This window comes from Streptomyces sp. NPDC055287 (genome assembly GCF_053646035.1).
This window is the reverse complement of sequence record NZ_JBSHNE010000019.1, coordinates 48833-71308: the sequence shown is the minus strand read 5'-3', so window position 1 is coordinate 71308 and position 22476 is coordinate 48833. Positions and strand designations below refer to the sequence as shown.

The 22476-nt window shown below is 69.0% G+C and carries 27 protein-coding genes and 1 tRNA gene; 5 read left to right on the top strand and 23 right to left on the bottom strand.

Translation table 11 applies throughout. From position 1 onward, the window contains the following. Window positions 1-2 precede the first annotated feature (2 nt). From ACWIHY_RS26105 to ACWIHY_RS26095, 3 genes are read right to left on the bottom strand one after another with little or no spacing between them, the layout of a single operon-like run. Window positions 3-1706, bottom strand: a complete 1704-nt coding sequence (locus ACWIHY_RS26105) for a condensation domain-containing protein (protein ID WP_454378116.1) — start codon at window positions 1704-1706, stop codon at window positions 3-5. Window positions 1707-1711: 5 nt separating this feature from the next. Next, window positions 1712-2494 carry a thioesterase II family protein gene (locus tag ACWIHY_RS26100; protein WP_454378115.1) on the bottom strand — a complete coding sequence of 261 codons (783 nt, stop codon included), beginning with the start codon at window positions 2492-2494 and terminating at the stop codon, window positions 1712-1714. 2 nt (window positions 2495-2496) lie between these two features. Next, window positions 2497-3156: an NADPH-dependent FMN reductase gene (locus ACWIHY_RS26095; protein WP_454378114.1), complete on the bottom strand. Its 660-nt coding sequence runs from the start codon at window positions 3154-3156 to the stop codon at window positions 2497-2499. Window positions 3157-3387: 231 nt separating this feature from the next. On the opposite strand from ACWIHY_RS26095, the gene ACWIHY_RS26090 reads away from it, so the two are divergent. Beyond that, on the top strand, window positions 3388-4431 hold the full coding sequence (locus ACWIHY_RS26090; protein WP_454378113.1) for an aspartate-semialdehyde dehydrogenase: 1044 nt from the start codon (window positions 3388-3390) through the stop codon (window positions 4429-4431). A gap of 97 nt (window positions 4432-4528) precedes the next feature. Here the strand turns inward: ACWIHY_RS26090 and ACWIHY_RS26085 are convergent, their stop codons facing one another. Continuing rightward, the gene (locus ACWIHY_RS26085) at window positions 4529-5434 is read right to left on the bottom strand and encodes a LysR family transcriptional regulator (RefSeq protein WP_454378112.1); all 906 of its coding nucleotides are present in this window, start codon (window positions 5432-5434) and stop codon (window positions 4529-4531) included. A gap of 52 nt (window positions 5435-5486) precedes the next feature. Next, window positions 5487-5663, bottom strand: coding sequence for a hypothetical protein (locus ACWIHY_RS26080; protein WP_454378111.1), 177 nt, complete (start codon window positions 5661-5663; stop codon window positions 5487-5489). 274 nt (window positions 5664-5937) lie between these two features. Between ACWIHY_RS26080 and ACWIHY_RS26075 the strand changes: the two genes are divergently transcribed. Next, a complete protein-coding gene (locus tag ACWIHY_RS26075; protein ID WP_454378110.1) occupies window positions 5938-6933 on the top strand; it encodes a helix-turn-helix transcriptional regulator in 996 nt (331 codons plus the stop codon). Window positions 6934-7055: 122 nt separating this feature from the next. On the opposite strand, the gene ACWIHY_RS26070 is transcribed toward ACWIHY_RS26075, so the two are convergent. Then, on the bottom strand, window positions 7056-7253 hold the full coding sequence (locus ACWIHY_RS26070) for an MbtH family protein (protein WP_454378109.1): 198 nt from the start codon (window positions 7251-7253) through the stop codon (window positions 7056-7058). 215 nt (window positions 7254-7468) lie between these two features. On the opposite strand from ACWIHY_RS26070, the gene ACWIHY_RS26065 reads away from it, so the two are divergent. Next, a tRNA-Arg gene (locus ACWIHY_RS26065) sits at window positions 7469-7541 on the top strand. Between the two features lie 90 nt (window positions 7542-7631). Here the strand turns inward: ACWIHY_RS26065 and ACWIHY_RS26060 are convergent. The 13 genes from ACWIHY_RS26060 to ACWIHY_RS26000 form a co-directional block, all read right to left on the bottom strand. Further along, window positions 7632-8759, bottom strand: coding sequence for a tyrosine-type recombinase/integrase (locus tag ACWIHY_RS26060; protein ID WP_454378108.1), 1128 nt, complete (start codon window positions 8757-8759; stop codon window positions 7632-7634). Continuing rightward, complete coding sequence (locus ACWIHY_RS26055; RefSeq protein WP_454378107.1) at window positions 8759-8971, bottom strand: excisionase family DNA-binding protein; 213 nt, start codon at window positions 8969-8971, stop codon at window positions 8759-8761. The genes ACWIHY_RS26060 and ACWIHY_RS26055 overlap by 1 nt, the downstream gene beginning before the upstream one ends. Continuing rightward, window positions 8968-10443 carry a replication initiator gene (locus ACWIHY_RS26050; RefSeq protein WP_454378106.1) on the bottom strand — a complete coding sequence of 492 codons (1476 nt, stop codon included), beginning with the start codon at window positions 10441-10443 and terminating at the stop codon, window positions 8968-8970. The genes ACWIHY_RS26055 and ACWIHY_RS26050 overlap by 4 nt, the downstream gene beginning before the upstream one ends. Continuing rightward, window positions 10440-10628: a hypothetical protein gene (locus ACWIHY_RS26045; RefSeq protein ID WP_454378105.1), complete on the bottom strand. Its 189-nt coding sequence runs from the start codon at window positions 10626-10628 to the stop codon at window positions 10440-10442. The genes ACWIHY_RS26050 and ACWIHY_RS26045 overlap by 4 nt, the downstream gene beginning before the upstream one ends. Before the next feature lie 92 nt (window positions 10629-10720). Next, entirely contained in the window at window positions 10721-11023 is a 303-nt protein-coding gene (locus ACWIHY_RS26040; RefSeq protein WP_454378104.1) for a SpdD protein, read from the bottom strand. 22 nt (window positions 11024-11045) lie between these two features. Further along, window positions 11046-11201: a hypothetical protein gene (locus tag ACWIHY_RS26035; RefSeq protein WP_454378103.1), complete on the bottom strand. Its 156-nt coding sequence runs from the start codon at window positions 11199-11201 to the stop codon at window positions 11046-11048. Then, entirely contained in the window at window positions 11201-11392 is a 192-nt protein-coding gene (locus ACWIHY_RS26030) for a mobile element transfer protein (protein ID WP_454378102.1), read from the bottom strand. The genes ACWIHY_RS26035 and ACWIHY_RS26030 overlap by 1 nt, the downstream gene beginning before the upstream one ends. 5 nt (window positions 11393-11397) lie before the next feature. Further along, a complete protein-coding gene (locus tag ACWIHY_RS26025; RefSeq protein ID WP_454378101.1) occupies window positions 11398-11580 on the bottom strand; it encodes a hypothetical protein in 183 nt (60 codons plus the stop codon). Window positions 11581-11595: 15 nt separating this feature from the next. Beyond that, on the bottom strand, window positions 11596-12240 hold the full coding sequence (locus ACWIHY_RS26020; protein WP_454378100.1) for a DUF2637 domain-containing protein: 645 nt from the start codon (window positions 12238-12240) through the stop codon (window positions 11596-11598). Window positions 12241-12257: 17 nt separating this feature from the next. Continuing rightward, window positions 12258-12434 (bottom strand): hypothetical protein, encoded by a 177-nt coding sequence (locus ACWIHY_RS26015; RefSeq protein WP_454378099.1) that lies wholly within the window; start codon window positions 12432-12434, stop codon window positions 12258-12260. 70 nt (window positions 12435-12504) lie between these two features. After that, complete coding sequence (locus ACWIHY_RS26010) at window positions 12505-12690, bottom strand: hypothetical protein (RefSeq protein WP_454378098.1); 186 nt, start codon at window positions 12688-12690, stop codon at window positions 12505-12507. 85 nt (window positions 12691-12775) lie between these two features. After that, window positions 12776-14131 carry an FtsK/SpoIIIE domain-containing protein gene (locus ACWIHY_RS26005; RefSeq protein WP_454378097.1) on the bottom strand — a complete coding sequence of 452 codons (1356 nt, stop codon included), beginning with the start codon at window positions 14129-14131 and terminating at the stop codon, window positions 12776-12778. A gap of 2 nt (window positions 14132-14133) precedes the next feature. After that, window positions 14134-14478 carry an SCO3933 family regulatory protein gene (locus ACWIHY_RS26000; protein WP_454378096.1) on the bottom strand — a complete coding sequence of 115 codons (345 nt, stop codon included), beginning with the start codon at window positions 14476-14478 and terminating at the stop codon, window positions 14134-14136. Window positions 14479-14907: 429 nt separating this feature from the next. On the opposite strand from ACWIHY_RS26000, the gene ACWIHY_RS25995 reads away from it, so the two are divergent. After that, window positions 14908-15951, top strand: a complete 1044-nt coding sequence (locus tag ACWIHY_RS25995) for an XRE family transcriptional regulator (RefSeq protein WP_454378144.1) — start codon at window positions 14908-14910, stop codon at window positions 15949-15951. Here the strand turns inward: ACWIHY_RS25995 and ACWIHY_RS25990 are convergent. Together ACWIHY_RS25990 and ACWIHY_RS25985 are read right to left on the bottom strand one after the other, a co-directional pair. Further along, a complete protein-coding gene (locus tag ACWIHY_RS25990; protein WP_454378095.1) occupies window positions 15935-16729 on the bottom strand; it encodes an NUDIX domain-containing protein in 795 nt (264 codons plus the stop codon). The two genes, ACWIHY_RS25995 and ACWIHY_RS25990, sit on opposite strands and share 17 nt — an antisense overlap. Window positions 16730-17345: 616 nt before the next feature. Further along, window positions 17346-18068, bottom strand: coding sequence for a hypothetical protein (locus tag ACWIHY_RS25985; RefSeq protein WP_454378094.1), 723 nt, complete (start codon window positions 18066-18068; stop codon window positions 17346-17348). Window positions 18069-20552: 2484 nt separating this feature from the next. Between ACWIHY_RS25985 and ACWIHY_RS25980 the strand changes: the two genes are divergently transcribed. Next, window positions 20553-20990 (top strand): VOC family protein, encoded by a 438-nt coding sequence (locus tag ACWIHY_RS25980; RefSeq protein ID WP_454378093.1) that lies wholly within the window; start codon window positions 20553-20555, stop codon window positions 20988-20990. 6 nt (window positions 20991-20996) lie between these two features. Here ACWIHY_RS25980 and ACWIHY_RS25975 read toward each other — a convergent pair whose 3' ends face one another. Beyond that, window positions 20997-21911, bottom strand: a complete 915-nt coding sequence (locus tag ACWIHY_RS25975) for an adhesin (RefSeq protein WP_454378092.1) — start codon at window positions 21909-21911, stop codon at window positions 20997-20999. A gap of 169 nt (window positions 21912-22080) precedes the next feature. Then, window positions 22081-22422 carry a trypco2 family protein gene (locus ACWIHY_RS25970; RefSeq protein ID WP_454378091.1) on the bottom strand — a complete coding sequence of 114 codons (342 nt, stop codon included), beginning with the start codon at window positions 22420-22422 and terminating at the stop codon, window positions 22081-22083. Window positions 22423-22476: the final 54 nt, after the last annotated feature.

Sequence of the window (22476 nt, the reverse complement as noted above, 5' to 3'; positions counted from 1 at the left end):
GCTCAACGGTCACGGTGGGTGTTCCTCTCAGTGCCGGACTCGGTGCCGGTGGTGTTCTGCCGGCCGGTCGCGGTGCGGAGGCCGGCTGACGTCGCCGCCGCGAGCTCCAGTACCGGCGTCCGCGGACGGGCCGTCGCCTCACGCAACGTCCGCTCGTAGGCGGCCAGCAGCGCGGCCGGGGTGTCCGGCCCGAACAGATCGGTGTCGTACTCGAGGGTCAGTGCGAGACCCGCGCCGCGTTCCTGCGCGTACAGGCTGAGGTCGTACTTCGCGGTGTCCTGCGGGCCGGTCAGGTCCAGGGAGCACGCGTCCAGCCCGGCGAAGAACGGTTCCGGCCGCTCCTTGAGGAAACTGAACATCACCCGGAAGACCGGCATGAAGTCGCGGCTGCGCCGGGACACCAGGGCCTCGACCAGCTTGTCGAAGGGCAGCTCCTGGTGCGCGGAGGCGTCGAGCACCGCCGTGCGGACCCGGGCCAGAAGCTCCCGGAAACCGGGGCCGCCGTCCAGCCGGACCCGTACCGGCACCATGTTGATCAGGCAGCCGACCAGGTCCTGGAGCTCCGGCCGGTCCCGGCCCGCGACCGGTGTGCCGACCGTGATGTCGGTCTCGCCCGACCAGCCCGCGAGCAGCGTGTGCAGACCGGCGAACAGGGTCATGTACGGAGTGACGCGCTCCCGGCGGCTGAACTCCCGTAGCCCGGAGGCGAGTTCCGGATCCAGCTCACGGGTGACGACGGCGCCTCGGAAACTGCGCGTCGTGCCGCGCACCCGGTCGGTCGGCACGGCGAGAGCCTTCGGGTCGTCGCCGAGCGCACCGCGCCAGTGCGCGACGAGCGCGTCCAGGGTCGCGCCCCGGAGCCGCTCGCGCTGCCAGGCCGCGTAGTCGGCGTAGTGCAGCGTCACATCGGCCAGGGGGTCCTGGGCGGCGCCCGTCGAGGCCCCGTACAGCTGCCCCAGCTCGCGGAAGAAGATCTCCACCGACCAGCCGTCCACAGCGATGTGGTGGAAGGTCACGACCAGCCGGTACTCGTCCGCCCCGACCCGCACGAGCCGCGCCCGCAGCGGCGGCCCGGCGGCGAGGTCGAACACGCCCGCGGCCTCCTCGGCCGCGACACGCTCCGCTTCGCCCGCCGGGTCGTCGGCGCCGGTCAGGTCCGTGTACGGCAGATCCAGCGGTGCCGGGTCGCCGATGACCTGGTGCGGGCGGCCGGACGGGGCGGCGTACGTCGTCCGCAGCACCTCGTGCCGGGCGACGAGGGCGCCGAGGGCCCGGCCGAGGGCCGCCCGGTCCAGGGCGCCGCGCAGGCGCAGCACGGTCGGCACGTTGTAGAGGGTGGTGTCGGGGTCGATCTGCTGCATGAACCACAGCCGTTGCTGGGCGAACGACAGCTCGGGCCGCTCCTGCCGGGCGCCCGCCCGCGGGCCCGTCGCGGCCCCGGGAGCGGAGGCCGTGGGCCGGTCCGCCGTGGCCCGTTCCATGGCTCCCCGCACCAGGCGGGCCATCGCCTCCAGGGTGTCCGCGCCGACCAGCTCGGCCGCCGCGACGCGCGCGCCGAGTTCCTCGTCGATACGGGTGGCCAGCAGCCGCGCCTCGTCCGCGCCGCCGCCGAGAGCGGCGAACCCGGACTCCATCCCCACCGGCGCACCGGCGGCATCCAGCAGCTCGGCCCACATCTGGGCGAGCTCTTCTTCCACGAATCCCATGGTTTTCATGCGAGTGAGATCTCCGGGCGAGAAGTGCGCACAGTTTCCTGGAGCAGGTCGAGAAAGTCTTCCGGCTGCTTGCTCAGATAGAAGTGATCGCCTTCGAAGACGTGTACTTCGGCGCCCGCGGTGGTGTGCGTGCCCCACAGCCCGGCCCCGGCCACCGGCACCTCGAAGTCGCCGTCCGCGACGAACACCGTGACCGGGCAGCCCACCACGGCGCCGTCGGCCGCCCGATAGGACCCCAGGGCGGACAGGTCGGCCCGTATCGCGGGGAGGACCAGCTCGATCAGTTCCGCGTGCTCGCCCACGCCCTGGGCGGTGCCACCGAGACCCATGATCCGGGCGAACACCTCGCTGTCGTGCTCCTCGTCGACCGGTCCCAGGCGCTCCGTACGGTCCGCCCGGTTCGAGGGCGCCGAACAGGCCGAAGCGACCAGGCCCGTGGGCGCCGCGCGGCCCACCCGCTCCAGCCGTCTCGCGACCTCGAAGGCGACGATCGCGCCCATGCTGTGTCCGAACAGGACCGGCCGTGCGCCGAGCCTGGTGAGCAGTACGTCGGCCACCGAGTCGGCCAGCGCCTCGACGGAGGCGACGGGCTCCTCGAACAGCCGGTTCTCCCGGCCCGGGTACTGGATCACCAGCATCTCGATGTCCGCGTCCAGCGCCGCGGAAAGCCCGTGGTAGTAGCTGGCCGAACCACCCGCGTGCGGAAAGCAGACCAGGGTGTGCGCGGCCTGCGGTTTCGGGTGGAAGCACCGGATCCAACAGCTCGTTTCGGCGTCCATGGTCACCGCGCCTGGAGCGCGGTGGCCCGCAGGGCCCGGTGCGCCTCGCCGAACTCGACGACCTGGCCGGCCATCGCGGTCAGCTGCTGCTGGATGTGCGGGTCGTCGCACTCCCCGCCCGCGGTGAAGCCCGCGGTCGCGCTGTTCATCGCGACACCCAGCGGTGTGCTCCATCCCCGCAGGGCGTGCACCACGTCGCGCAGGGCGCCCAGGGTTGTCACCGCGCCCTGCCAGCCCTGCCCCACGGACAGGCATCCGACGGCGCGTCCGGTCAGGTACGGCCGGTCGTCGTCCCGCAACTGCTCGGTGTAGTCGAGGGCGTTCTTCAGCAGGCCGGACAGCGTCCCGTGGTACGCCGGGCTCGCGAGGACGACCCCGTCGGCGGCGGCGATCGCGGCCAGCATCCGGTGCGCCTCGGGCGACAGCGACACGGCACGCGGGTCGTAGAGGGGCATCACCAGTTCGGCGCCGCCGATCAGGGTGACGTCCGCGCCCAGCCGGGCCGCTTCGGCCAGCACCACACGAAGCCCCTGCTCCGCGGTGGAGCCCGGCCGGGAGGACCCCCCGATTCCGACGACCTTGACGGCCTGCTGCATGAACCCACCCATCCGATTGGCGAACTCCCGGTCGACCAGGACCGTTCCGCCCCAACCCTTCGTCACCCGAAACGTCGAATCAACGTTCTCCCGACGGGCAGATCCGATCGTCGGCTTCGGTGATTCCGATCGGCCCGGCCGATCGGCCCGGCCGATCGGCCCGGCCGATGGGAGCCATCGGCGATCCGCGTACGCCTCTGATTGCTGGTCAGATCGGGTACGGCGATAATCTGACCGCTGCTTTCGACACCGGTCGACGGACGACCACGCCCCGGCTCTATTCGATCGGCGATACCCATGCCCCTGGTCGACGACCCGCTCGCCCCGCGCATCGCCATCGTCGGCGCGACCGGCGCCGTGGGCGGCACCCTGCTCGAACTCATCGAGGACCGGGGAATGCGCTACCGGGAACTGCACCTGGTGGCCTCCGCACGCTCGGCCGGCCTCGAAATCCGCGTCGGCGACAGGGACTACCGGGTCTCGGACCTGACCGGCTTCCACTTCGGCGACGCCGACGTGGTCTTCTTCTCCGCCGGTCACGCCGTCAGCCGGGCCTGGGTACCGGTCGCGGTCGCCCACGGCAGCCTGGTGATCGACAACACCTTCGCGTTCCGGATGAACGCCGACATCCCGCTGGTCGTGCCGCAGGTCAACGCCGCCGAGCTGGACCGCCGCCCGGCGGCCGGGGTGATCGCCAACCCCAACTCGGTGACGATCCCGCTGGTCCGCGTCGTCCGGGACGTGGAGCGCCGCTGGGGAGTGCGGCAGATCGTCGTGAGTACGTACCAGGCCGCGTCCGGCAGCGGCCACTCCGGCATCGAGGAGCTCCAGGAGGCGTCCAGGCTCGCGCTGCAGGACCCGCAGGCGGAGATGCCGGCCAAGGAGTTCACGCCCGCGCTGGCGTTCAACGTGGTGCCCCAGATAGGCCAGGTGCTGGACAACGGCTTCACCCTCCAGGAGCAGAAGCTGCTCCAGGAGTCACGCAAGATCCTCGGCCTGCCGGACCTCGACGTGACGGCGACGTGCGTCCGGGTCCCGGTGGTCAACGGCCATTCCGCTGCGGTGTGGGTCGAGTGCCTGTCGCCGGTGGACCGTACCGAACTGAGCATGCTGCTGGGCACGCTGGCCGACGTGACCGTCCATGACGACGGCATGCACGGGGACGTCCTGACGCCCGCCACCCTCGGCAACCCGAACCACATCCACGTGGGCCGGATCAGGGTCTCCGCCACCAACCCGAACAGCTTCCTGCTGTGGCTGGTCACCGACAACCTCCGGGTCGGCGCCGCGCTCAACGCCCTCCAGATCATGGAGGAAGTGGTGGCCAAGGGGTACTTGTGAGGAGCCACGCGCACCGCACCCCGCACCCCGGGCAGCAGTCGGTCACCGGCACGCCAAGGACGGCGTACCGGTGACCAGGGAGGAACGAGACCAGGTCTCAGCCCACCAGTTGGAGCTGGTCCTGCGCCATGAACTGAACCGTGCGGTCGATGAACACCCGCATCTCGCGGGTGAGCTGCCGGCCCCGGCGCCACGCGATCTGCGTGTACACCTCGAACGGCGGCTCCCAGTCCAGGACCGTCAGCGTCCCGGCCGCCACCGCGTCGGACACCGCCATCGTGGGCAGCACGCTGACGCCGAGACCGGCCGCGAGCCCGCGCTTGACCGACTCGATGTTCCCGAACTCCAGCAGCCGCACCGGCCGGGATGCGCCGGCGTTGAGCTCGGCCTCGAACAGCCCCCGGTAGGCGCAGCCCGCCTCGGGCGCCAGCACCCGCGCCCCGCGCAGGTCCTCGGTGTTCACGTGACGCACCGACGCGAGGGGATGACCGGGCGCGGCGACCGCGACCAGCGGCTCGCGCCCCAGCACCTCGGTGCGTACACCGGGATGCTCCGTCTCCGCCTCCATGAGGAACCCCATGTCGAAGGCGCCCTGGCGCAGCGCCTCGCACGTCTGGGCGCACTGGCTGGGCCGCAGGGCGAGCTGGAGCAGGGGGTATCGGTGGTGGAAGAACTCCAGCACGGGCGGCATGCGGTACGACGTGAGGCTCTCCGTCGTACCGATGGTGAGCACCCCCGAAGGCTCGGCCCACCCGGTGGTCTTGTCCCTGGCCTCGTCGACCAGGGACAGGATCTGCTCGGCGTACGGTACGAGCCGCTCTCCGGCGGGGGTGAGGCGGATCCGCCCCCTCAGCCTCTCGAAGAGCTCCACACCCAACGCCACTTCCAGCCCCTTGACCTGGGCGGTGACGCTGGACTGCGCGTACTTCAGCTCGGACGCCGCCCGGGTGAAGCTCAGCAGCGTCGCGACACGGTGGAAAGTGGTCAGCTGTCTCAGGTCCACACCGGCTCCTGACCGTCCGGGACACCGGCGCCGTGGGCGGCGGCCGGTGCTGTCACTGCCAGCCCATGTCCGGCTGGGGCCCCTCGGCGGACCTCGGTTCCGGCTCGACAGTGGCGGACGCGGTGGCGACCTGGTCGTCAGGGGTCACGGCAACGACGGCGGGTGCGAGGAGCGCCGCGGCGGCGAGCGCGGTGACAGCGGCAGCCTTGGCGATACGGGCACAGAACATGAACGGCGTCCTTTCGGGACGTGAATCCATGGAGAAAGACACGGCTGGAGCAGCGGCCGAAGACCGTGGCGGTCCCTCGGCCGGCTGATTCCTGGCGGATTCGTCCGCCTCGGAAGTAGCATCACCGCAGGTGAACCTTGGGGGAAGGAAATCGGCGGGCCACATTGGGTCATGACCCAATGTGGCCACCGTGTCGCTGAAACGGCCCGTGGCGGGCCGCCCCTGTGCCGTACGCAAGACCTGGAGCGACACCGCCGGAACGGGGAGCTGAGCGATGCTGGAATTACTGGGACTGGATACGCCGACAGAAGCTGTGTACCGCGCCATGCTGGAGCGGCCTCACGACGATGTCACCGCACTCGCACGCCACTTGGACCTCGCCGAGGACGCCGTCAGGGCCGCCTGGGACAGACTGACCGAACTGTCCCTGGTCCAGCCTTCGGCCGGCTCCGCACAACCGCCCCGGGCCGTCAGCCCCGAGCTCGGACTCGATTACCTGCTGGCCCGAAGACAAGCCGAGTTCGCCCTGCACCGGCAGCGCATCGCCGCCGCCAGGACCGCGGCCTCCCAGCTGATCTCCGAGTACGCCGACCGCCGGCCCGCGGGGGGCCCGGTCAGCATGGAGCACCTGGCCGACGTGGCGCAGATCCGTGCGCGGCTGGCCGTACTCACGGAGAACGTGCAGCAGGAGGTGATGGCCTTCGCACCGGGGGGTGCGCAGACCGAGGAGAACATGGCGTCCGCGCGGCCCCTCAACGAGAAGCTGCTCGGGCGGGGAGTGCGGATGCGCACGATCTACCTGGAGAGCGTCCGCAACTGCGCGGCGAGTGTCGCCCACGCCAACTGGCTCACCGCCATGGGCGGGCAGGTCCGCACGGCGGGCGAGCTCCCGCTCCGGATGACGCTCATCGACCGGGCGACGGCCGTCATCCCCCTGAACAGCGAGGACAGCAGCGAGGGCGCGGTCGTCATCACGGGCAAAGGCACGCTCACCGCGCTCTGCACCCTCTTCGAGACCGTCTGGGAGAGTTCGAGCCCTCTGGGCGAGAAGCCCCGCCGGGACGGCAGCGAACTCGACCGGCAGGAGGCCGCCGCCCTGCGGCTGCTCGCCGAGGGGCACACGGACGAGGGCATAGCCAAACGGCTGGGCGTCTCGCACCGCACCGCCCGCCGGATCGCGACGGGCCTCATGGACCGGCTGGGCGCCCGCAGCAGATTCGAGGCGGGTGTCCGGGCGGTCCAGCGCGGCTGGCTTCCCAGGAACCTCTGACCGGCGGCGGCCGGTGGGCCGGCCGACAGGAGACCGGCCCACCACGCGTCCGCCGGGCCGACCGGCCCACCTGCCTGCGTGCCCGGCCAACCGGTCCACCGCTCGCCCGTCCGCCGGGCCGGCTAGCCGGCCCGGCGGACGCTCAGCGGCCGCTGGTCGGTCCAGACGTCGTCGACATGCGCCAGGCACTCCGCCCGGGACCCGCTGACGCCCGTACCCCGCCAGCCGTCCGGTACGTCGCGCCCCTCCGGCCAGATCGAGTACTGCTCCTCATCGTTGATCACAACGGCGAAACGGCCCTCTTGGTCGTCCTGGACCACGACCCACCTCCACGGATTGCTCGGGTTACACCGCCCAGACTGGGCTGCCCCGCCCCGCGGAACAACACCGTGCTGATGCAAGCTCCCGAACCCCCACATCGGCGGAACCGATGCCGCCCGACCCCGTTGATCTTCCCGCCCCCCAATGCTGCACCCGCACGAGCACCCATCCGGTACCCTGTGGACCGGCGCCCTCCAGGGCACCACGCGCGTTCGCCTCCGTAGCTCAGGGGATAGAGCACCGCTCTCCTAAAGCGGGTGTCGCAGGTTCGAATCCTGCCGGGGGCACAGCACTAAGGGCCAGTTCAGAGGCGTGATCCTCTTGAACTGGCCCTTCGCTTTGATCGCGGCCGTGCCACACACGTGCCACAAAGTCCGCTACGAGTCCACATCACCCCGCGTCTTGCGGATCATCACGCCGAGCCTGTCAGCGATCTCCCGGTCCCGCCCGTTGACCATGTGCTGATAGATCAGCGCGGCGCGAGGAGTGCTGTGGCCCATGCGGGTCATCAGCTCCCGCAGGCTCGCTCCGGCAGCGGCAAGAGTGTTCCCCGTGTGCCGAAGATCGTGAAAGTGAACGTCTGCGGTAATGCCCGCCTTGGTGCGCGCCTTGATCCAGTCGTCACGGAAGTTGCTTCGCCGCAGCTTCCCGCCTTGGGGGCCGAGGAAGACATGCCCGTCACGCCCGGCCCCGGCATAGCGCTCCATGTGGCGCTCGACATCCGGCAGCAGCTCGATCGGAAAGGCCACCACGCGGACGCCGGCGTCCGACTTCGGAGCCTTGTCGAACAGGACCCCGGTCTGCATCTCCGCCTGGGCGCGCTGCACCTTGACCGCGCAGTGCACGGTGTCGATGTCCCGCTGGCGCAACGATGCCAGCTCACCAAAGCGCAGCGTGGTGAAGGCGGCGAGCAAGACGAGAAGCCGGTACCGCGGGGATATCGCAGCGGCCGCAGCGAACACCTCAGCGACGCTCAGCACGGGGCGTTCCGGCACCTCGTAACTGTCCGCGCCCTTGACCCGGCACGGATTGCGCCGGATCAGCTCGTCATCGACGGCCGTGTTCAGGGCCGCGCGAAGGATCTGGTACGCCTTGACGACAGTCGGCTCCCCCACACCGGCGGCAAGCAGGGCCGTACGCCAGGATCGCACCCGTGCCGTAGTGATCGAAGCGAGCGGACGCGCCTCGAAGGCGGGCAGGATATGCAGCCGGACGACCGACTCGTGCCGCTCCCTCGTACGGTCGGCCAGCTTCCGATCCCGGAGCCATGCAGCCATGAAGTCGCCGAAGAGCACGTTGCCCGCGTCTGGATCAGTCCACACACCACGCGAGATGTCCGCCTCGACACGGGACAGGGCGATCTCAGCGTCCCGCTTGGAGTTGTACGTCTGCCCCAGGCTGCGGAGCCGCCCCGTCGCCGGATCACGGTAGCGCGCTTGCCAGCGACCGGACTTGAGTTGGCGGACCGCCCCGAACCGGCGCCGGTTCCCCTTGTCGTTGGGCATCAGGCGGCCCTCCGCAGAGCCGACTGGCGTAGCGGCAGTGCCTCTACGGTGTTGGCGGCGATGTACTCATCCAGCACGCTTTCAGCGATACGAACGTGCGTGCCAGCCTTGACGAAGGTAATCCGGCGCTCCTCGACCAGCCTCCTAGGGAAGCGCACAGTCGTGCCGAGGATGTCGGCAACCTGCTTAACGCTGAGATAGCGCTCCTTCACGGGCGTGCTCCCTCCAGTGCGCCTTGGTCGTGCATGGCTTCGCGGGCGGTTTCGCGGTTGAGCTGTAGGCCGCGGGCGATGGTCGCGGCGAGGGCGGATTCGCCGGGGGTGTGGCCGTGTCCGGCGTACTGCCAGTCGGCGAGGACGAGCACGGTGCCCGGCTCGCGGTCGTCGAGTCCGAGTGCTTCGCGTTCTTGGGCGGCGCGGTAGTCGGCGCGGATCTGGCGCAGGGCGCCGAGGGTGGTGGAGTAGCGGCGGGACTTGGTCGAGAAGTGGCCGCGAAAGCCGAGCATGTGGGCCCAACGGGTGAGGGCGCGGTCCGGGTAGAGGGGTTGCAACGCGGCGCAGGCCCCCATGAGGCGGCGGGCGTGCTCCGTGATGGGTAACTGGGCGAGGTCCTCGCCGAGGCCGGAGCCGTGGCAGCGGGCGCAGCGGCTCAGTGCGGAGCCGGGGCGGTTGTAGCGGTCGGAGAGGCCAGTTCCCCGGCATTTGCGGCAGTGCACGGCCGTGTCGGTCGCCCCGGTGTTCTCAGCGGCCTTGGTCGCGTACTTGGCGACGTAGGAGGCAACGGCCTGCTCGGTGATGTCGGCTCCGTCGTCGAAGGCGCGGATCGGGCGAACGTCGAGTTGGGTGCCCCAGCGAAACGGCCGGCGCGGCTGCCCATCGGCGGCGGGCACGCTCACCGTGGTGTACGCGTGGGCGGCGGCAGCGCGTATCGCGTCGGTCAGCAGGGTCACGGAAGCCCACGAGGGCGGGGCACTCTCGGGTCCGTCCGGTCCGTCGAGACGGATCACGGCATGAAAGTGGATCGCTCCGCGCTTCTGGAATTCGGCGACTTTGCCGTACGAGACGCGAGCCGCTTCGGTGAGCTCGCGTTGGGTGAGTCCGGCGCGGGCGGCGATCTCACGTCGGAGCCGGGTGGTGAAGCGCTGCCAGAGTTCCCCGGCGTGGTTGTTGAAGAGCACCGTGCCCGCGTAGTCGTAGGTTGCCGGGTCGAGGGCCGTGCCAAGGGCCGGGTCATCGTCCGGGTGGGTGGTGCCGCAGCGGCAGCGGCCGTTGGAGGGCCGGTTGTGGACGGGCCCGAAGGAGGGAGCGGTGAGAGTGGCGAAGACCCGAGGGTGTTCCCGAACGGTCGCGGGAATGTCCTTGGTGTCGTCTCCGGCGAGTCCGGCGCGGATCAGGTGGTAGGTATCCCCGGCGTAGGTCCATGCGCAGGCCGGGCAGCGTGAGGCGCGCCGGTTGCCGCAGGCGACCCGCAGCCGTCCGCCGGGCTCGTGCTCGGTCGTGTAGTGGCGGAGGGTCTCGCCGGTGGTCTTGTCCTTGGCGAGGGTCCAGCCTGTGAGGTGGATGGGGTTGGCGCAGCCGCCGGTGCGGCGGATCTGGTCTTGCCAGCGGTCGAAGTCCGAAGACCCGGCCACCTTGAGGATGTCCCCCAGGGTGGCCGGGTCCAGACCCGTGAGGGTCTCGGTCATGCGCGGCTCCCGGCCGTTGCGGCGGTACGGGCGGGCCGGGTGCCGGTGCCGTGGCACGCCGGGCAGTGCGCGGTGAGGGTGCGCCGGTGGCCGTTGCGGTCGCGTCCGCCGAGGGTGATGGCGGCGGAGGCGAACCCGTCGCAGTCCGAGCAGATGCGGGCCGTGGTGGTCGGGCGGTGGGCCATGATGGGTTGTTCCTTCCGGATCAGTGGTTCGGGTAGGGGCACGGCTCCCGGGGCGGACGAAACTTGGCGGTAGAGGCCGCCCCGGGGGCCGGTCAGCGGTACAGGTTGGAGTTCAGGAGCGAGCGCAGGACGACGGCGCACACCGCGACAGAGACGCCGGTGACGGCGACGGCGAGGAGCATGGAGACCAGGACCGCGCCGACGACGAGCACGGCCGTGACGCCGCCGCCGACGAGGGCGACGAGCGCGCCGGGGGTGAGCTGTACTGCCGGAGCCTGACGGGTGGGCGCCGGGGCCGGGGCGGGCACCGTGTACTGCACCGGGGCCGAGGCCGGGGCGCCGGGTGCACGGGGCGCGGTGTAGGTGTCGGGGGCCGGGTACTTGGGCTTGAACATGGTGGTGCTCCTTCCAGGCGGGTTACTTGATGGCGGTGTCGATGACGGGGGCGAGCAGGCTGTCGGAGAGGAGGTAGCCGCCGAGCAGGAGCACGATCACGAGCCATGCGGGTGGGCGGATGAGTTTGATGCCGAGGTAGCCGACGGCGATCAGGGCGATCCAGAGCGGGACGTCCATCAGCGGACCTGGCAGCGGTGGGTGCGGGCGGCGAGCTGGGCGGCGGACTGGCTGGAGAAGTCGGCGGACCAGCCGCAGTCGTCCGAGGTGCAGACGGCGGCGTGTTTGGTGCGGCCGTGGCGGTCGCGGTGGGTGCCGATCTGCACGGGGCCGATCCGCATCACGGAGTGGAAGAAGTCGCGGGCAGGCATGGGGATCAGTTCTCCGTTCGCAGGCTGGGGCCGGGGTGGTCGCTGAGGATGCGGGCCGCTTCTGCTGGGTCGGCGGTGCGGTCGGCGGCTTCCTCAGCGAGTAGGCGGGCCAGGGTCGGGTGGCCGGTGTCGGCCATCTCGCGGGCAGCGGCGAGGTATTCGTCTCGGGTCGGGTCGCTTCCACGCATCGGTGATCAGTCCTTTCAGGCGAGTTGGGCGGCGATGGCGTCGGCCATCGGAGCGGGGACACCGAGGCGGGCGCGCAGGGTGTCGGGGTCGATCTCGGAGCCGGTGCGGGTGCGGTGGTCGGCGGCGACCTTGCGGGCGTGCTCCACCAGCGCGGGCGGCACCGAAGGCACCAGGGCCGGTGCGAAGGGCGCGGGCAGTGCCGGAGCCGGTTCCGGGGCCGGAGGCTGATCGCGTTCGACCAGCTCGGGACCGAGGTCGTCGGCCGTTGCCGATTCGGCCGGCGCGGCCGGGGCTGGGGTGGGTGTGTGGGCGAGGAGGGTGCCGCCGAGGAAGGCGAGGGCGGGCCATCCGGCGACGCTGAACCGCAGCCAGGCCGGTGGGTGTGCCAGGTCGAGGAATCCGGCGGTGGCGACGTTCGCACCGAGCGAGGCGACCAGGGCGATCAGGAACCAGCACCACGCCAGACGGGACCGGCCACCACCACGAAGGCGGCGCCAGGCCGCGACCAAGAGCAGGTCCACGCTGATCGGATAGGCCCACGCCTTCCAGCCCGTCTGCCCTGCGGCGGCGGCCAGGTCGTGCAAGTGGGCGAAGGACAGAGCCCCAGCGATCACGGCTTGTACGAGGACAGCGTCGGGGCGAATCGAGGGACGGAACATCGAGTCCTCCTTCCTGGTCACTGGTCGTCTGGGCCGTTGGCGGCATGCGGGCCGAGGTAGAGCAGCAGTTCGGCGCGCTGCGTTTCGTCCGCCGCCTGGTAGGCAGAGCGGGCGACGCTGAGAGCCGTGGTGCGGTCGCCTGCGTTGACGGCTTGGAGGACTTCGCGGACCGTGCTTTCGCTCTCGGCTCGCATGGAGGGTGACCTTTCGTGAGGCGGAGGCCGGGCGGGGAAGGGTTGTCCGGCCGCCCGGTCCCGGCGGTGATCAGTTGGTGGTGGCGTGGCCGGTGCCGAAGCAGGCGAGGCACAGGGCAGACTGTCGGTCGTCGGTGTCGCGGTGCTTGCGGGCGGAGCCGACGCGGACGGTTTCGGTGATCTCGCCGGTGCCCTTGCAGTCCGTGCACTTCTTCGCCGGGCGCTTGCGGGCGGCGGCGGGCTTGCGTGCGGTCATGGGTGGTGCTCCTTCCGGGATGAGGCATGGCGGGGGTAGGGACCTGGCGTGATGCGGTCACGCCGACCGGTGGAGCAGGGGAAGGTCAGGCCGTAGCCGGGGCTGTCTCGATGGCCGGGGCGGTGGCCGGGGCCAGGTGCGGGAGCACGGGCCGGAAGGCGGCGAGTTCGGGCACGTCCGGGGTGAGGTCGGCGTGCCGGTTGCAGGCGTTGACGGCCTGGCGCAGCGTGGTGTGCGGTGCGCGGATGCGGGCCCATCCGCCGGTGGAGTCGCCGGTGACGGCGAGGCCGGGTGCGTCGGTGGGGATCTGGATCGCGGCGAGTACGGCGTCCGGGGAGATGTCGCCGAAGGCCATGTTGGCCGAGGTCTCGTCGTTGACGCGGTGGGCGGTGCGGTCGGTGAGCTGGGCGCGGAGCATGGTGATGCCCTTGCCGAGTTCGGAGCCGAAGCGCTGTCCGCAGATCTCCAGATAGATGCCGGCAGCGCGTCCGAGCTGGGCGAGGCGGACGAGCGAGGTGATAATCCGGTCCCGGCGCTTCTCCTCCTCCTTGGAGGCGAACAGAGCCAGCTCTGCGACCTCATCAACGAGAACGACGATCGGGGTCGGGCGCAGGTGGTCGGGAAGGTCCCAGATCCCGGCGGCGATCTCCGCATCCGGCACGTCCGAGGTGATGCGCTGCTCGGCCCGTATGAGCTGGTACACGCTCTCCATGCGAGCCACCAGAGCATCGAGGAGTTCGGCGGCGGTGTCAGGGTTGTCGGCGAGCGCGGAGAACCGGCGGGCCAGCGGGAACAGCTCCACACCCTGCTTGCAGTCGATGCCGACCAGGGCCACATCCTGCGCGGCGAGTTCGGCGACCAGGTTGCGTTGGTAGACCGACTTGCCCGACATGGTCGCGCCCAGGGTCAGGGCATGCGGCATCTGCCGGTAGTCGCGGTAGTGCACGGCCCCGTCCTCCCGCAGCGCCACCGGGACCCGCATCGGAGCACGGTCGACCTTGACGGGCATCTGCACCCGCTTGAGGACGTCGTAGCCGGTCATCCGCAACTCCACGATGCTGGAGCGCAGTTCGCGGGAGGTGACGCCGTACATGGCGAACGAGTGGCGTAGCCGGTCCGTGGCCGCAGCCACATCGAACGCGTCCTGCCCGGGGCGAAGCTTGATCCGCAGCACCAGGCCCGTGCGAGTGGGCCGAAGCCGCAGGATCTGAGGCGGGCGACATTCAGGTGCCGGGCGGTGGGCCGCCCGGGCCAGGTGGAGACGCCAGCGAGAGGGCGGGACAGTCAGCCCGCATGCGTCCATGACCGAGGCATAGCGGACCAGGACCCGCAGCGCGGCGAAGGTGACCCCGAAGGTCAGCCAGTACCAGGCCGGGCGCTGCCACCGCAGGAGACCCGCAGCGACGACGACCAGCAGCAGTAACGCGGTCAGCCACGACATGATCAAGCGGCCTTCGGCTTCGAGGAGCCCTCGGCCAGCGACGTGACGGCGACTGCGCGGAACGCAATCCCGTGACGACCGTCTCGTTCCCACGGGCGGGCGGTCAGGCCGGTCAGCGCAACCGGGGTACCCATGACCAACTCACCGGTGACGCCCGGCTGAGGAACCGTGACGGCCAGGACCTCAGCCTCACCGTTCGCGGCGAACAGCACGCCCACCGTCATCAACTGGGCACCGGTCTCGACGTCCAGGGCGAGCTCACCGGTACGACGGTCCTTGACCTTGGGCTGCGGAGGCTGGGCCACCATCACCATGGCGGCGGAAGTGTCGACAGGAATCTGACGCATGATGGAACTCCCTTTCAGAGGGGCGGGAGCGGCGTACTTGCTTGGCGGTGGGTCGCCGCTCCTGTGCGTTGGCGTTTGGTCGGGAGGTAAGACACCTTCCGACGTCCAGTTCTCAACTGGTGCGCACCAACAGGTTGCATCTGGTGCGCACCAGAAGTCAAGCGATATCGCGATCCGGCTTCTGAACTCGCCTTCCTGCGACGCTTCTAGAGAACCGCACGCCTCAACAGCCCGGTAGACAACAAGGGTTAACGCGAAGTGGGTTAACCCCTGCCGACCTGCGCCTATGTGAGGCATGCTGCTGTTACAGCTGAGGACTCACATGCAGGGGCGGTGCACGTGGCCAATGGACTCCGAACAGCACGGAACGCGCGCGAGTGGTCGCAAGAGCGGCTGATCCGCGAGATCGAACAGCACGCTCGGCAACACATGCTCACCATCGCGTCGACGGCGAGCCTTCGCGTCTACGTGTCGGAGTGGGAGAACGGTAGACGCCCGATCAGCGAGCGTTACGCGAAGATCCTTCGGGTACTGCTCGGCGTCACTAACGACGAGCTTCAAGGCAACCACTCCGCCCCAGCACCAACGACCGAAGCGGACGGGTATGACGAACTGGTGAGTCGGATAGACGCGTCGCGCAGCGTCAGCCTGACCATGGTGAAGACGTTCATGGAGCAGACCGAACTTCTGCGGACCTTCGATCGCCAGATGGGGGCAGCGAGTCTTGTCGACCAGATGACCGGCCACCTCTCGAAGTTGGAAGACGCACTGACCTTCGCGGTGCTCCCCGAGACCCGTCGTCCTGTCGCTCTCGCACTGGCCGGAGCCGCGACCTTGGCGGCTTGGCAGGCCCTTGATGTAGGAGCTGTCGAACGGGCATGGCGTCACTACGAGTTAGGCAAGCGAGCGGCGAACGAAGCCGACGAGCCTATGTACCTCGCGCACGCAACGGCCGAGCAGGCATACGTTTTATGCGACGCCGGACGCCCCGCCATTGCGGTCGAGCTAGTGCGTGATGCTCAAAGGGCCGGCGGGAGGCTGATGTCCCCGCGGCTGCAAGCATGGCTGTATGCGGCGGAAGCCGAGATCTGCGCCAGGGCCGGGCTGCCCGACGACTGCCGCCGGGCTCTCGACAACGCCGTACGGCACCTGCCTGACGGCGAGGAGGTCCGGGACCCCGACATGTTGAGTATCTTCCTCAACCAGGGGCATCTCAGCCGGTGGCGCGGCAATGCGCTCGCTCTCCTCGGAGAAGAAGAGGCTGTAGACAGCCTGTACGCAGCACTGGACAGCGTGGACCCGACATTTATCCGGGCTACGGCAGGGCTCCGATGCGACCTTGCGCAAGCCCACCTTGCACGCGGCGAGTACGACCAGGCTCACGATCACCTTCGGCAGGCGCGTCTGTTGGCTAACCGAACCGGATCAGTGCGTCAGCGTCGTCGTATCGAGCAACTCACGCAGCGGCTGTAGGTGACTTCCCGGCAGCGCGGGAGGCGAGCACGTGAAGGAGTGCAACCAGCGTTCCGGAGCCCATGAGGTCACCCCGCGCCATGAGCCCGGGGATGTCCCCGAGCGGCACCCAGGCAACATGCCCGGCCTCCTCGAGATCCGTAGGTTCGCCGACGTACCTGGCACCACGGCCTACATAGATCTCGTGCGGTGAGTCGACCATGCCGACCATGGGCTGATAGGTGACCACGTGCTCCAGCGCGTCCGGGCGCCAACCGGTTTCTTCCTCGACTTCCCTCAGCGCGGCCTGTGCGGGGTCTTCGCCCTCGTCGACGATCCCGCCGGGCAGCTCCCAACCCAAGGAGTCGGGCACGAAGCGGTATCGCCACAGCATAAGTACGCGGTCCTGGTCGTCGAGAACTGCGGCGATCGCGACGTGGTGAAGCCGCACCACGTGATGCTCGAAACGTTCTACGCCGGGCGGCTCAACATCGACCAGACCAAGCTTCACCCAGCGGTTGTCATAGAGCGTTCGCTCACCATGGATCTGCCACGGTTCCACGTCTGTGGGTGTCTCTGTACTCACGGACCGGTCCGGCACCCGGTACGAGCTACGGCCGTGCACTTCCAGGATGCCTTCGGCGATGAGCTTGGCCAGCACCTGACGAAGCGCCGTGCGGCCGATGCTCAGCTCGTCCGACAGGGTTCGCTCGGAGGGGAGCCTGGAGCCAGGCTGATACTTGCCCGTCTCGATCCACTCGCGAATCGTGAGGTAGACCCGCTCCGACTTCGGTCCCATCCGGTGAGCACACTCCTTGCGTTCTGTGATGCTGGTCGGCTCCAGCGTAGCGACCACCTACGAAAGTCAGTAGGTGGTCAGCTGTCATCACGGGTCGCCAAGGACGCGGTAAGAGTTTCCCTACTTCATCAAGACCCCGCGCACGGCGCGGGGCGCGCCGCCTCTGCGGCGCGGCCTGCCTCCTGTCTCCGCCCCGGCTGGCCGCGCCCGGCGGCGCGCTACGTGCAGCGGGCAGAGTGGGAGAAACACCCTCTGTGGCTGGGGCGGTCGGCTCCACGGCTTTAGGCAGCCACTTTGGGGCGAGCCTCTAAGATCATGGCCCCGATTCGGGCTATTGCGGGCAGGCTGGGTGCTGCCCGAATCGCGGCCAGCGTAAGGGGCCATGATCACTCGCCCCAAAGCAGCTCCAGCCCAAAGCCGCTCCACCGACCGCGCGATACCGAGCACGTCGTGAATCGAGGAACGAGTCCGGGCTGGAGTCAGCCCAAGTCGGCGGAGGTTATCGCCTCCGGCCCCGGCAAGCCGCCGATTACATCGACAAGTTCGCGACGGGCATCGCTGGCAACCAAACGCTACACCCAGGTGAAGGTGCGGAATAATCTCAGTCGGCTCGCTTTCAAACACGTTCAGGCGTCTCTCCCGATCCAACAATTTCACCCAAATCGACGGCCAGTCGTGCGGCGAGCACATCAGCCGTATCAGCTGATTCTTCGACTTCTGATATCTCGAGTGGCTCTCCTTCTTGTGGTAGCGGCTGACGAGTCCGGGCATCGATAACATCAACGCGGCCCGACGTTTGCCAAACTCTTACCATTGACGAAACAACCTCGACGGCGAGGTGTGCCACCGTTGCGGCCCCTTGCCCCACCTCGACTGCCGCGACGACGGGACTAGGCATCTTTTCCGCTTGCTCGTCGTAACCTTCGAGACGCACGCTTACCGGAATAAGGCCACTCGATTCCCCTGCCGGAGGGTAGTCCTGTTCAGATGTTTCTGACCACTGCACCGGTTCCACCTCTAGCAAGTCTTTGATAGGAATCGAAGCAAGGTCGCTATCCGACTCCTCAGCCGCGAGGCGCTTCAGAACAGCTTTACCTAGTGCGCGAAGCCGGAGAATACGCACGCCGTGGGACGTCTTAGGCTCTGCCTCCACAAGCCCCAGGACCTCGAGCGCAGTACGAGTTCCGAAAGGCAACATCTGGAGAACCGCTTCTGCCAACCCGTCGGGCAGCGCGCCCAGGCGGGCAAGCTCAGGCCGGATGCTTGCCCCGAGCGCGTCCAAGGCATCCTCGATCATCTCCTTAGAGACCTTGTTGGGTCGTTCAGCGCGTCCGATCATGGCGACCTCCTGTGAGCCAGAGTTCTGACACCTTCAAGTACGGCGCCCAGGCAGTTGCTGGCAAGCAAACGTCATCGCCGATCTCGCGCCCGAACAAGATCAGTACGGAAACGTTCCAGGCAGTCACGGACAGCGGTCTTCGAGACGCCCACTTGAGCGGAGACCTCACGCGACGTCGGATTGCTCCCACTTTGCGCGGCCGAGTCCAGCCAAGCCGCAATGACGTTGACTGTTGTCCAATCTCGGCGCTCCGCTGTGTACCGAAGTGCATCCCGGACCAAGTCCGCGGTTGCTAGTCGATCCAATATCTGGGCAACCGCATCATCGTCCGACTCGTTAGCGGCGGACCAGTGAGAGTTCGAAGCTCTAGCCCACTGACGGTGGCGGTCGATGAGCGCACGCCGCGCGGTGACGAGGAGGTAGCCAGCCGGTGACCCCTGAAGGGTGATGCGGCCCGTGCCCACGGCGTGCGCCATGCGGGCGATTGCCTCATCCGCGACCTCTTGGAGCTCCGAAGCGGACGCGCCAGAGGCGCGTGTCGCCAGGAACGCAAGCACTCCCTGTCGGATCACAGAGTAGTCATGGCTGCTCAGGTCTGCCGGCTGACCGCTGTGCTGTGAGGCCGCCCACCGTCGCACGACCTCGTCAAATTGCGACATGCCTCATTTCTACTATGATATTGACTATAGGGCGACCGTAGGAGGCGCTAATGCCTCTATTCATTGCTGTGGTGGTTGCAGTAGCACTCGCAGCCTTGAGTGTTCCTTGGCGTCGCGCCACGTACTGGGGCCACTGGGTGGGAGTCAAGGCGACGGCAACTTGGCTCAGCCTTTATTTGGTCGCTATTGCTGGGCTAAGCGTTGCCTTGTGGCAGGTATTTTATGTATCCCTGCTACCGGCAATGGCAGCAGCTCCGGCTGGCGGAGTGGGCGGCAATATAATTACGCGTTTCCAAGGCGCACCGCCAACTACCGGCAGCGGGTGGGTTGTGGGAATCCTCAGACGCATTCCATTCTTTATGGTGTCGGCCCTAAGAGACGTAACGCGCGAGCGGCTACGTACCTGGCTCGCCGAAATGAGCGAGCAGGAGATAGAGGATCAGGCGACGCGCCTACTGGCAGAATTGAAGAATGATACCAATAACTCGAGAGGAGCAAGGGGTAAATTGCGTGCACATCAGCGCGCGATATTGTTCGAGGAGGCCATCAAAAGGAATCGCCGACGCGGTGCCAGGGGCCTTAACGGTGGGCGTGCCACCATTGAAGTCATGCTGCGCGACGAATACGAGGAGCGAGCCTGGAAGAGGATGACCGTACCCCGAGGCGCGGGTACCAGAACCTGATTCAAGCGGGTCGAGGCTCTGCCGCCACGCTTGGTTGGACGAAGTACCTCATCAAGGCGCATCCGCCGCGCACGCGCCGTGGCGCGCGGCCCGACAGCTCGGCCCGCGCACCTGCTTTCGCCCGGCCCAGCCGCCGGCCGCATGCCAAGGCGAAGGGTGGTCGCTGCTGTACAGCAGCGAAGTACAGCAACCACGGTGACCGTAGCCGCCCTTCACCGCACCTGAGGAGCCAATCAGCCAGCACGGCAGACCGCAGTGGCCGTCCTGCTCATAGTTCGCATCGAGGGGGTCGGTCGTGCCACAGCCGTGCCAGAACGGGCGGGGAACCACGGGGAATCTGGGTTCCTGGCAGCCACGAAGGTCGCAGCAAGCCGTAGCAGCGTTCTCGCAGTTCAGCCCACGTGTTGCCCCACCTCGCTCCTAAAGCGGGTGTCGCAGGTTCGAATCCTGCCGGGGGCACCAGCGAAATGGCCCCCAGCCGATCATGGCTGGGGGTCTTTGACATCCGGACTCGACCTCAACGGTCATCCGTCCCCGGTGATCCCCCTGCCCAGCGTGCGCCCCCCGAGCAACCGCCTTGGGGCGCCGTGCACCCGTTCGCTGAGCGGTGCGCCTTCCGCCGACGGCATGCGCCCCGCGACGCTGGAACGGTCCGCACGACAGCCGAGACCAGGGGTGGGGATCGTGGCTCGTACGCAGTCCAAGTGTGGAGCGCTGACGGAAAAGGGAACCCGGTGCCGGCGACTGGCCATGGTGGACGCATCGAGGTGCGATCTCCACCGCGGCGACTGGTCCTCGTACACCGTCCCGAGGCGCAAGGAAGCGGAGCGCCAAGCGAAGGCACGCAGGCACCACAAGTGACACCACGGATTCTGCCGGGGGAGCGGCAGCCGAACGGCCCCGGACCGATCACGGTCCGGGGTCAGTTGGCGGTCGCCCTCGGGGAGCAGCCCGCTTCCCCGAGTCGACCACGATCTTCGTCGCGAGCATGCCATGTTCACCGGCTGGGTGTCACGCCGTTCAGAGCGTGACCGGGGAGGCGCGGCCCGGCGTGCGGCAGGGGGTCTGACCGGCGTCCCGCCACACCCTCCCGTTGTGCCGCATCGCGCGCGGCAGCCCGCCTCGCGGGATAGCTTCGGGCCATGGAACAGCGCATCAGCCTCATCACCCTCGGTGTCGCCGACGTGCAGCGGGCCCGGGCGTTCTACGAGCGCCTGGGCTGGCAGGGGCAGGAGGCCGAGGAGACCGTCTTCTTTCAGGCGGGAGGTCTCGCCGTGGTCCTCTGGGGGCGCGACAAGCTCGCGCTCGACTGCGGTATCGAGGACCCGCAGACGGGTGAAGGCTTCGGCGGCATCGCCCTGGCGCACAACGTGCGGTCCGCCGCCGAGGTCGACGACCTCGTCGCGGCTGCCGAGCGTGCGGGGGCGACCGTCACCAAAGCACCCGCGACGACCTTCTACGGCGGATACGCGGGCGTCTTCACCGACCCCGACGGCCACGCCTGGGAAGTCGCGCACAATCCGGGATTCCGGCTCGCCGAGGACGGCTCCCTCTCCGTCCCCGACTTCGGGAGTGCGTAGCTCCCGTCAGACGCGGCAGGTGATTTTCATCTGCGCCGCCGCGTGGTGCGCGCCGACCAGGTCCTCGTCGCCCCAGTCGCGGCCCCGGTCGATCAGCTGCACCGCGAAGCTGTCGTCCTTGACCTCGTAGCTGCCGACCGGCACCAGGCTGCCCCGGTGGACGGTCTGGCGGACCGCGAAGGCGGCGTACGACGAGTCCTCGTCGTCGGGGTCGGCGAGCAGCCGGTAGAAGGTGGGGTCGCCGGCGACGTCGAGGTCGCGGTCGCTCTTCGGTACGTACACGGCCAGTGCGCACTCGTCGAAGCCGTCGCCGACCTGCCAGGACCAGGTCGCCGTGTTGCCTCGGTCCTTGTCCGGGGCTCCCGACATCGGGACGGCGGTGAAGCGGCCGTCGCAGGAATCCCCGTCGTGCCCACCGGAATTGACCGTGTACCAGCCCGCGTCGCCGTTCTCGAACCGGCCGAACTCCTCGTAGTGGCCCGCGGAACAGCCGGGTCCCGCCCACGCAGTGAACGAGGGGTGGCGGGCCGCCGGCGGCTTCTTGGGGGGCTTCGGCTTGCCCGCCGGGGGCCGCGAAGTGGCGGCGGGGCTGCTCGGTGCGGGGGTCCGGCTCGCGCCGGCCGACGGGGTGGCCGGAGTCTCGGGCGGTCCGGTCGGGCCGATCCGGGTCGGTACGCCACGGGCCAGGTCGTCCGCGTTGCCCACGGGACCGCCCGTACCGCCGCTGTCGTCGTCAGCGTCGGCCAGCAGGGTGGCCGACGTGATGAGGACGGCCAGGGCGAGGACAACCGCCGTCGCCAGCAGCGCCTTTCGCGGGCGGGACAGGGTGGACACGCGGCCCGCCACGGTCTCGCGGGCGATCCAGGCCCCGCTCGCCACCCGGCCGTCGCCCGCACCGGCTCCGCAGCCCGGGCAGGCCATGCCCGGCAGTGAACCCCTTCGTCCGCCACCGCACCGTTCGCACACCATGAGGACCTTCTCGCACCCGAGCCTGTGACCCATTCTGACCAGTTGGCCAGCAGCCAAGGGCCCCCACTATGCATCAGGCCGTGACGGGGAAACAGAGCCCGCGCACGATTGGGCGCCCCTCCTAGTCGTCATCCTCCAGCGCGTCGGCCGCCTCGCCGCCGACATCCACCGGGCCACGGCCGTCCCGGCCGCGCGGCTGGAGTTCCACCTGGATGCGGTGAGTCGTGTCGTTCGCCGTCGTCCTGCCCACGTCCGCCGTGACCACTCCGATGCGCAGGCCGCCCTTGCCGCCCGTCTCGCGGCGGACCTGCACCGCGAACTCCAGGCTCACCTTCTCCACCCGGAAACGCAGGCCACTCTCCCGGCCCCGGCGCTGGGCCTCCTCCAGCTCGGCCCGTACCTGGCTGATCACATCCGCCAGTTCGGCACCCTGCATCTCGCCCCCAGCGTTCAATGTGCTCACATCCCCCCACTGCCGCGAAGGCCCCATTGTCACCTACCGCGACTATGCTGGTAC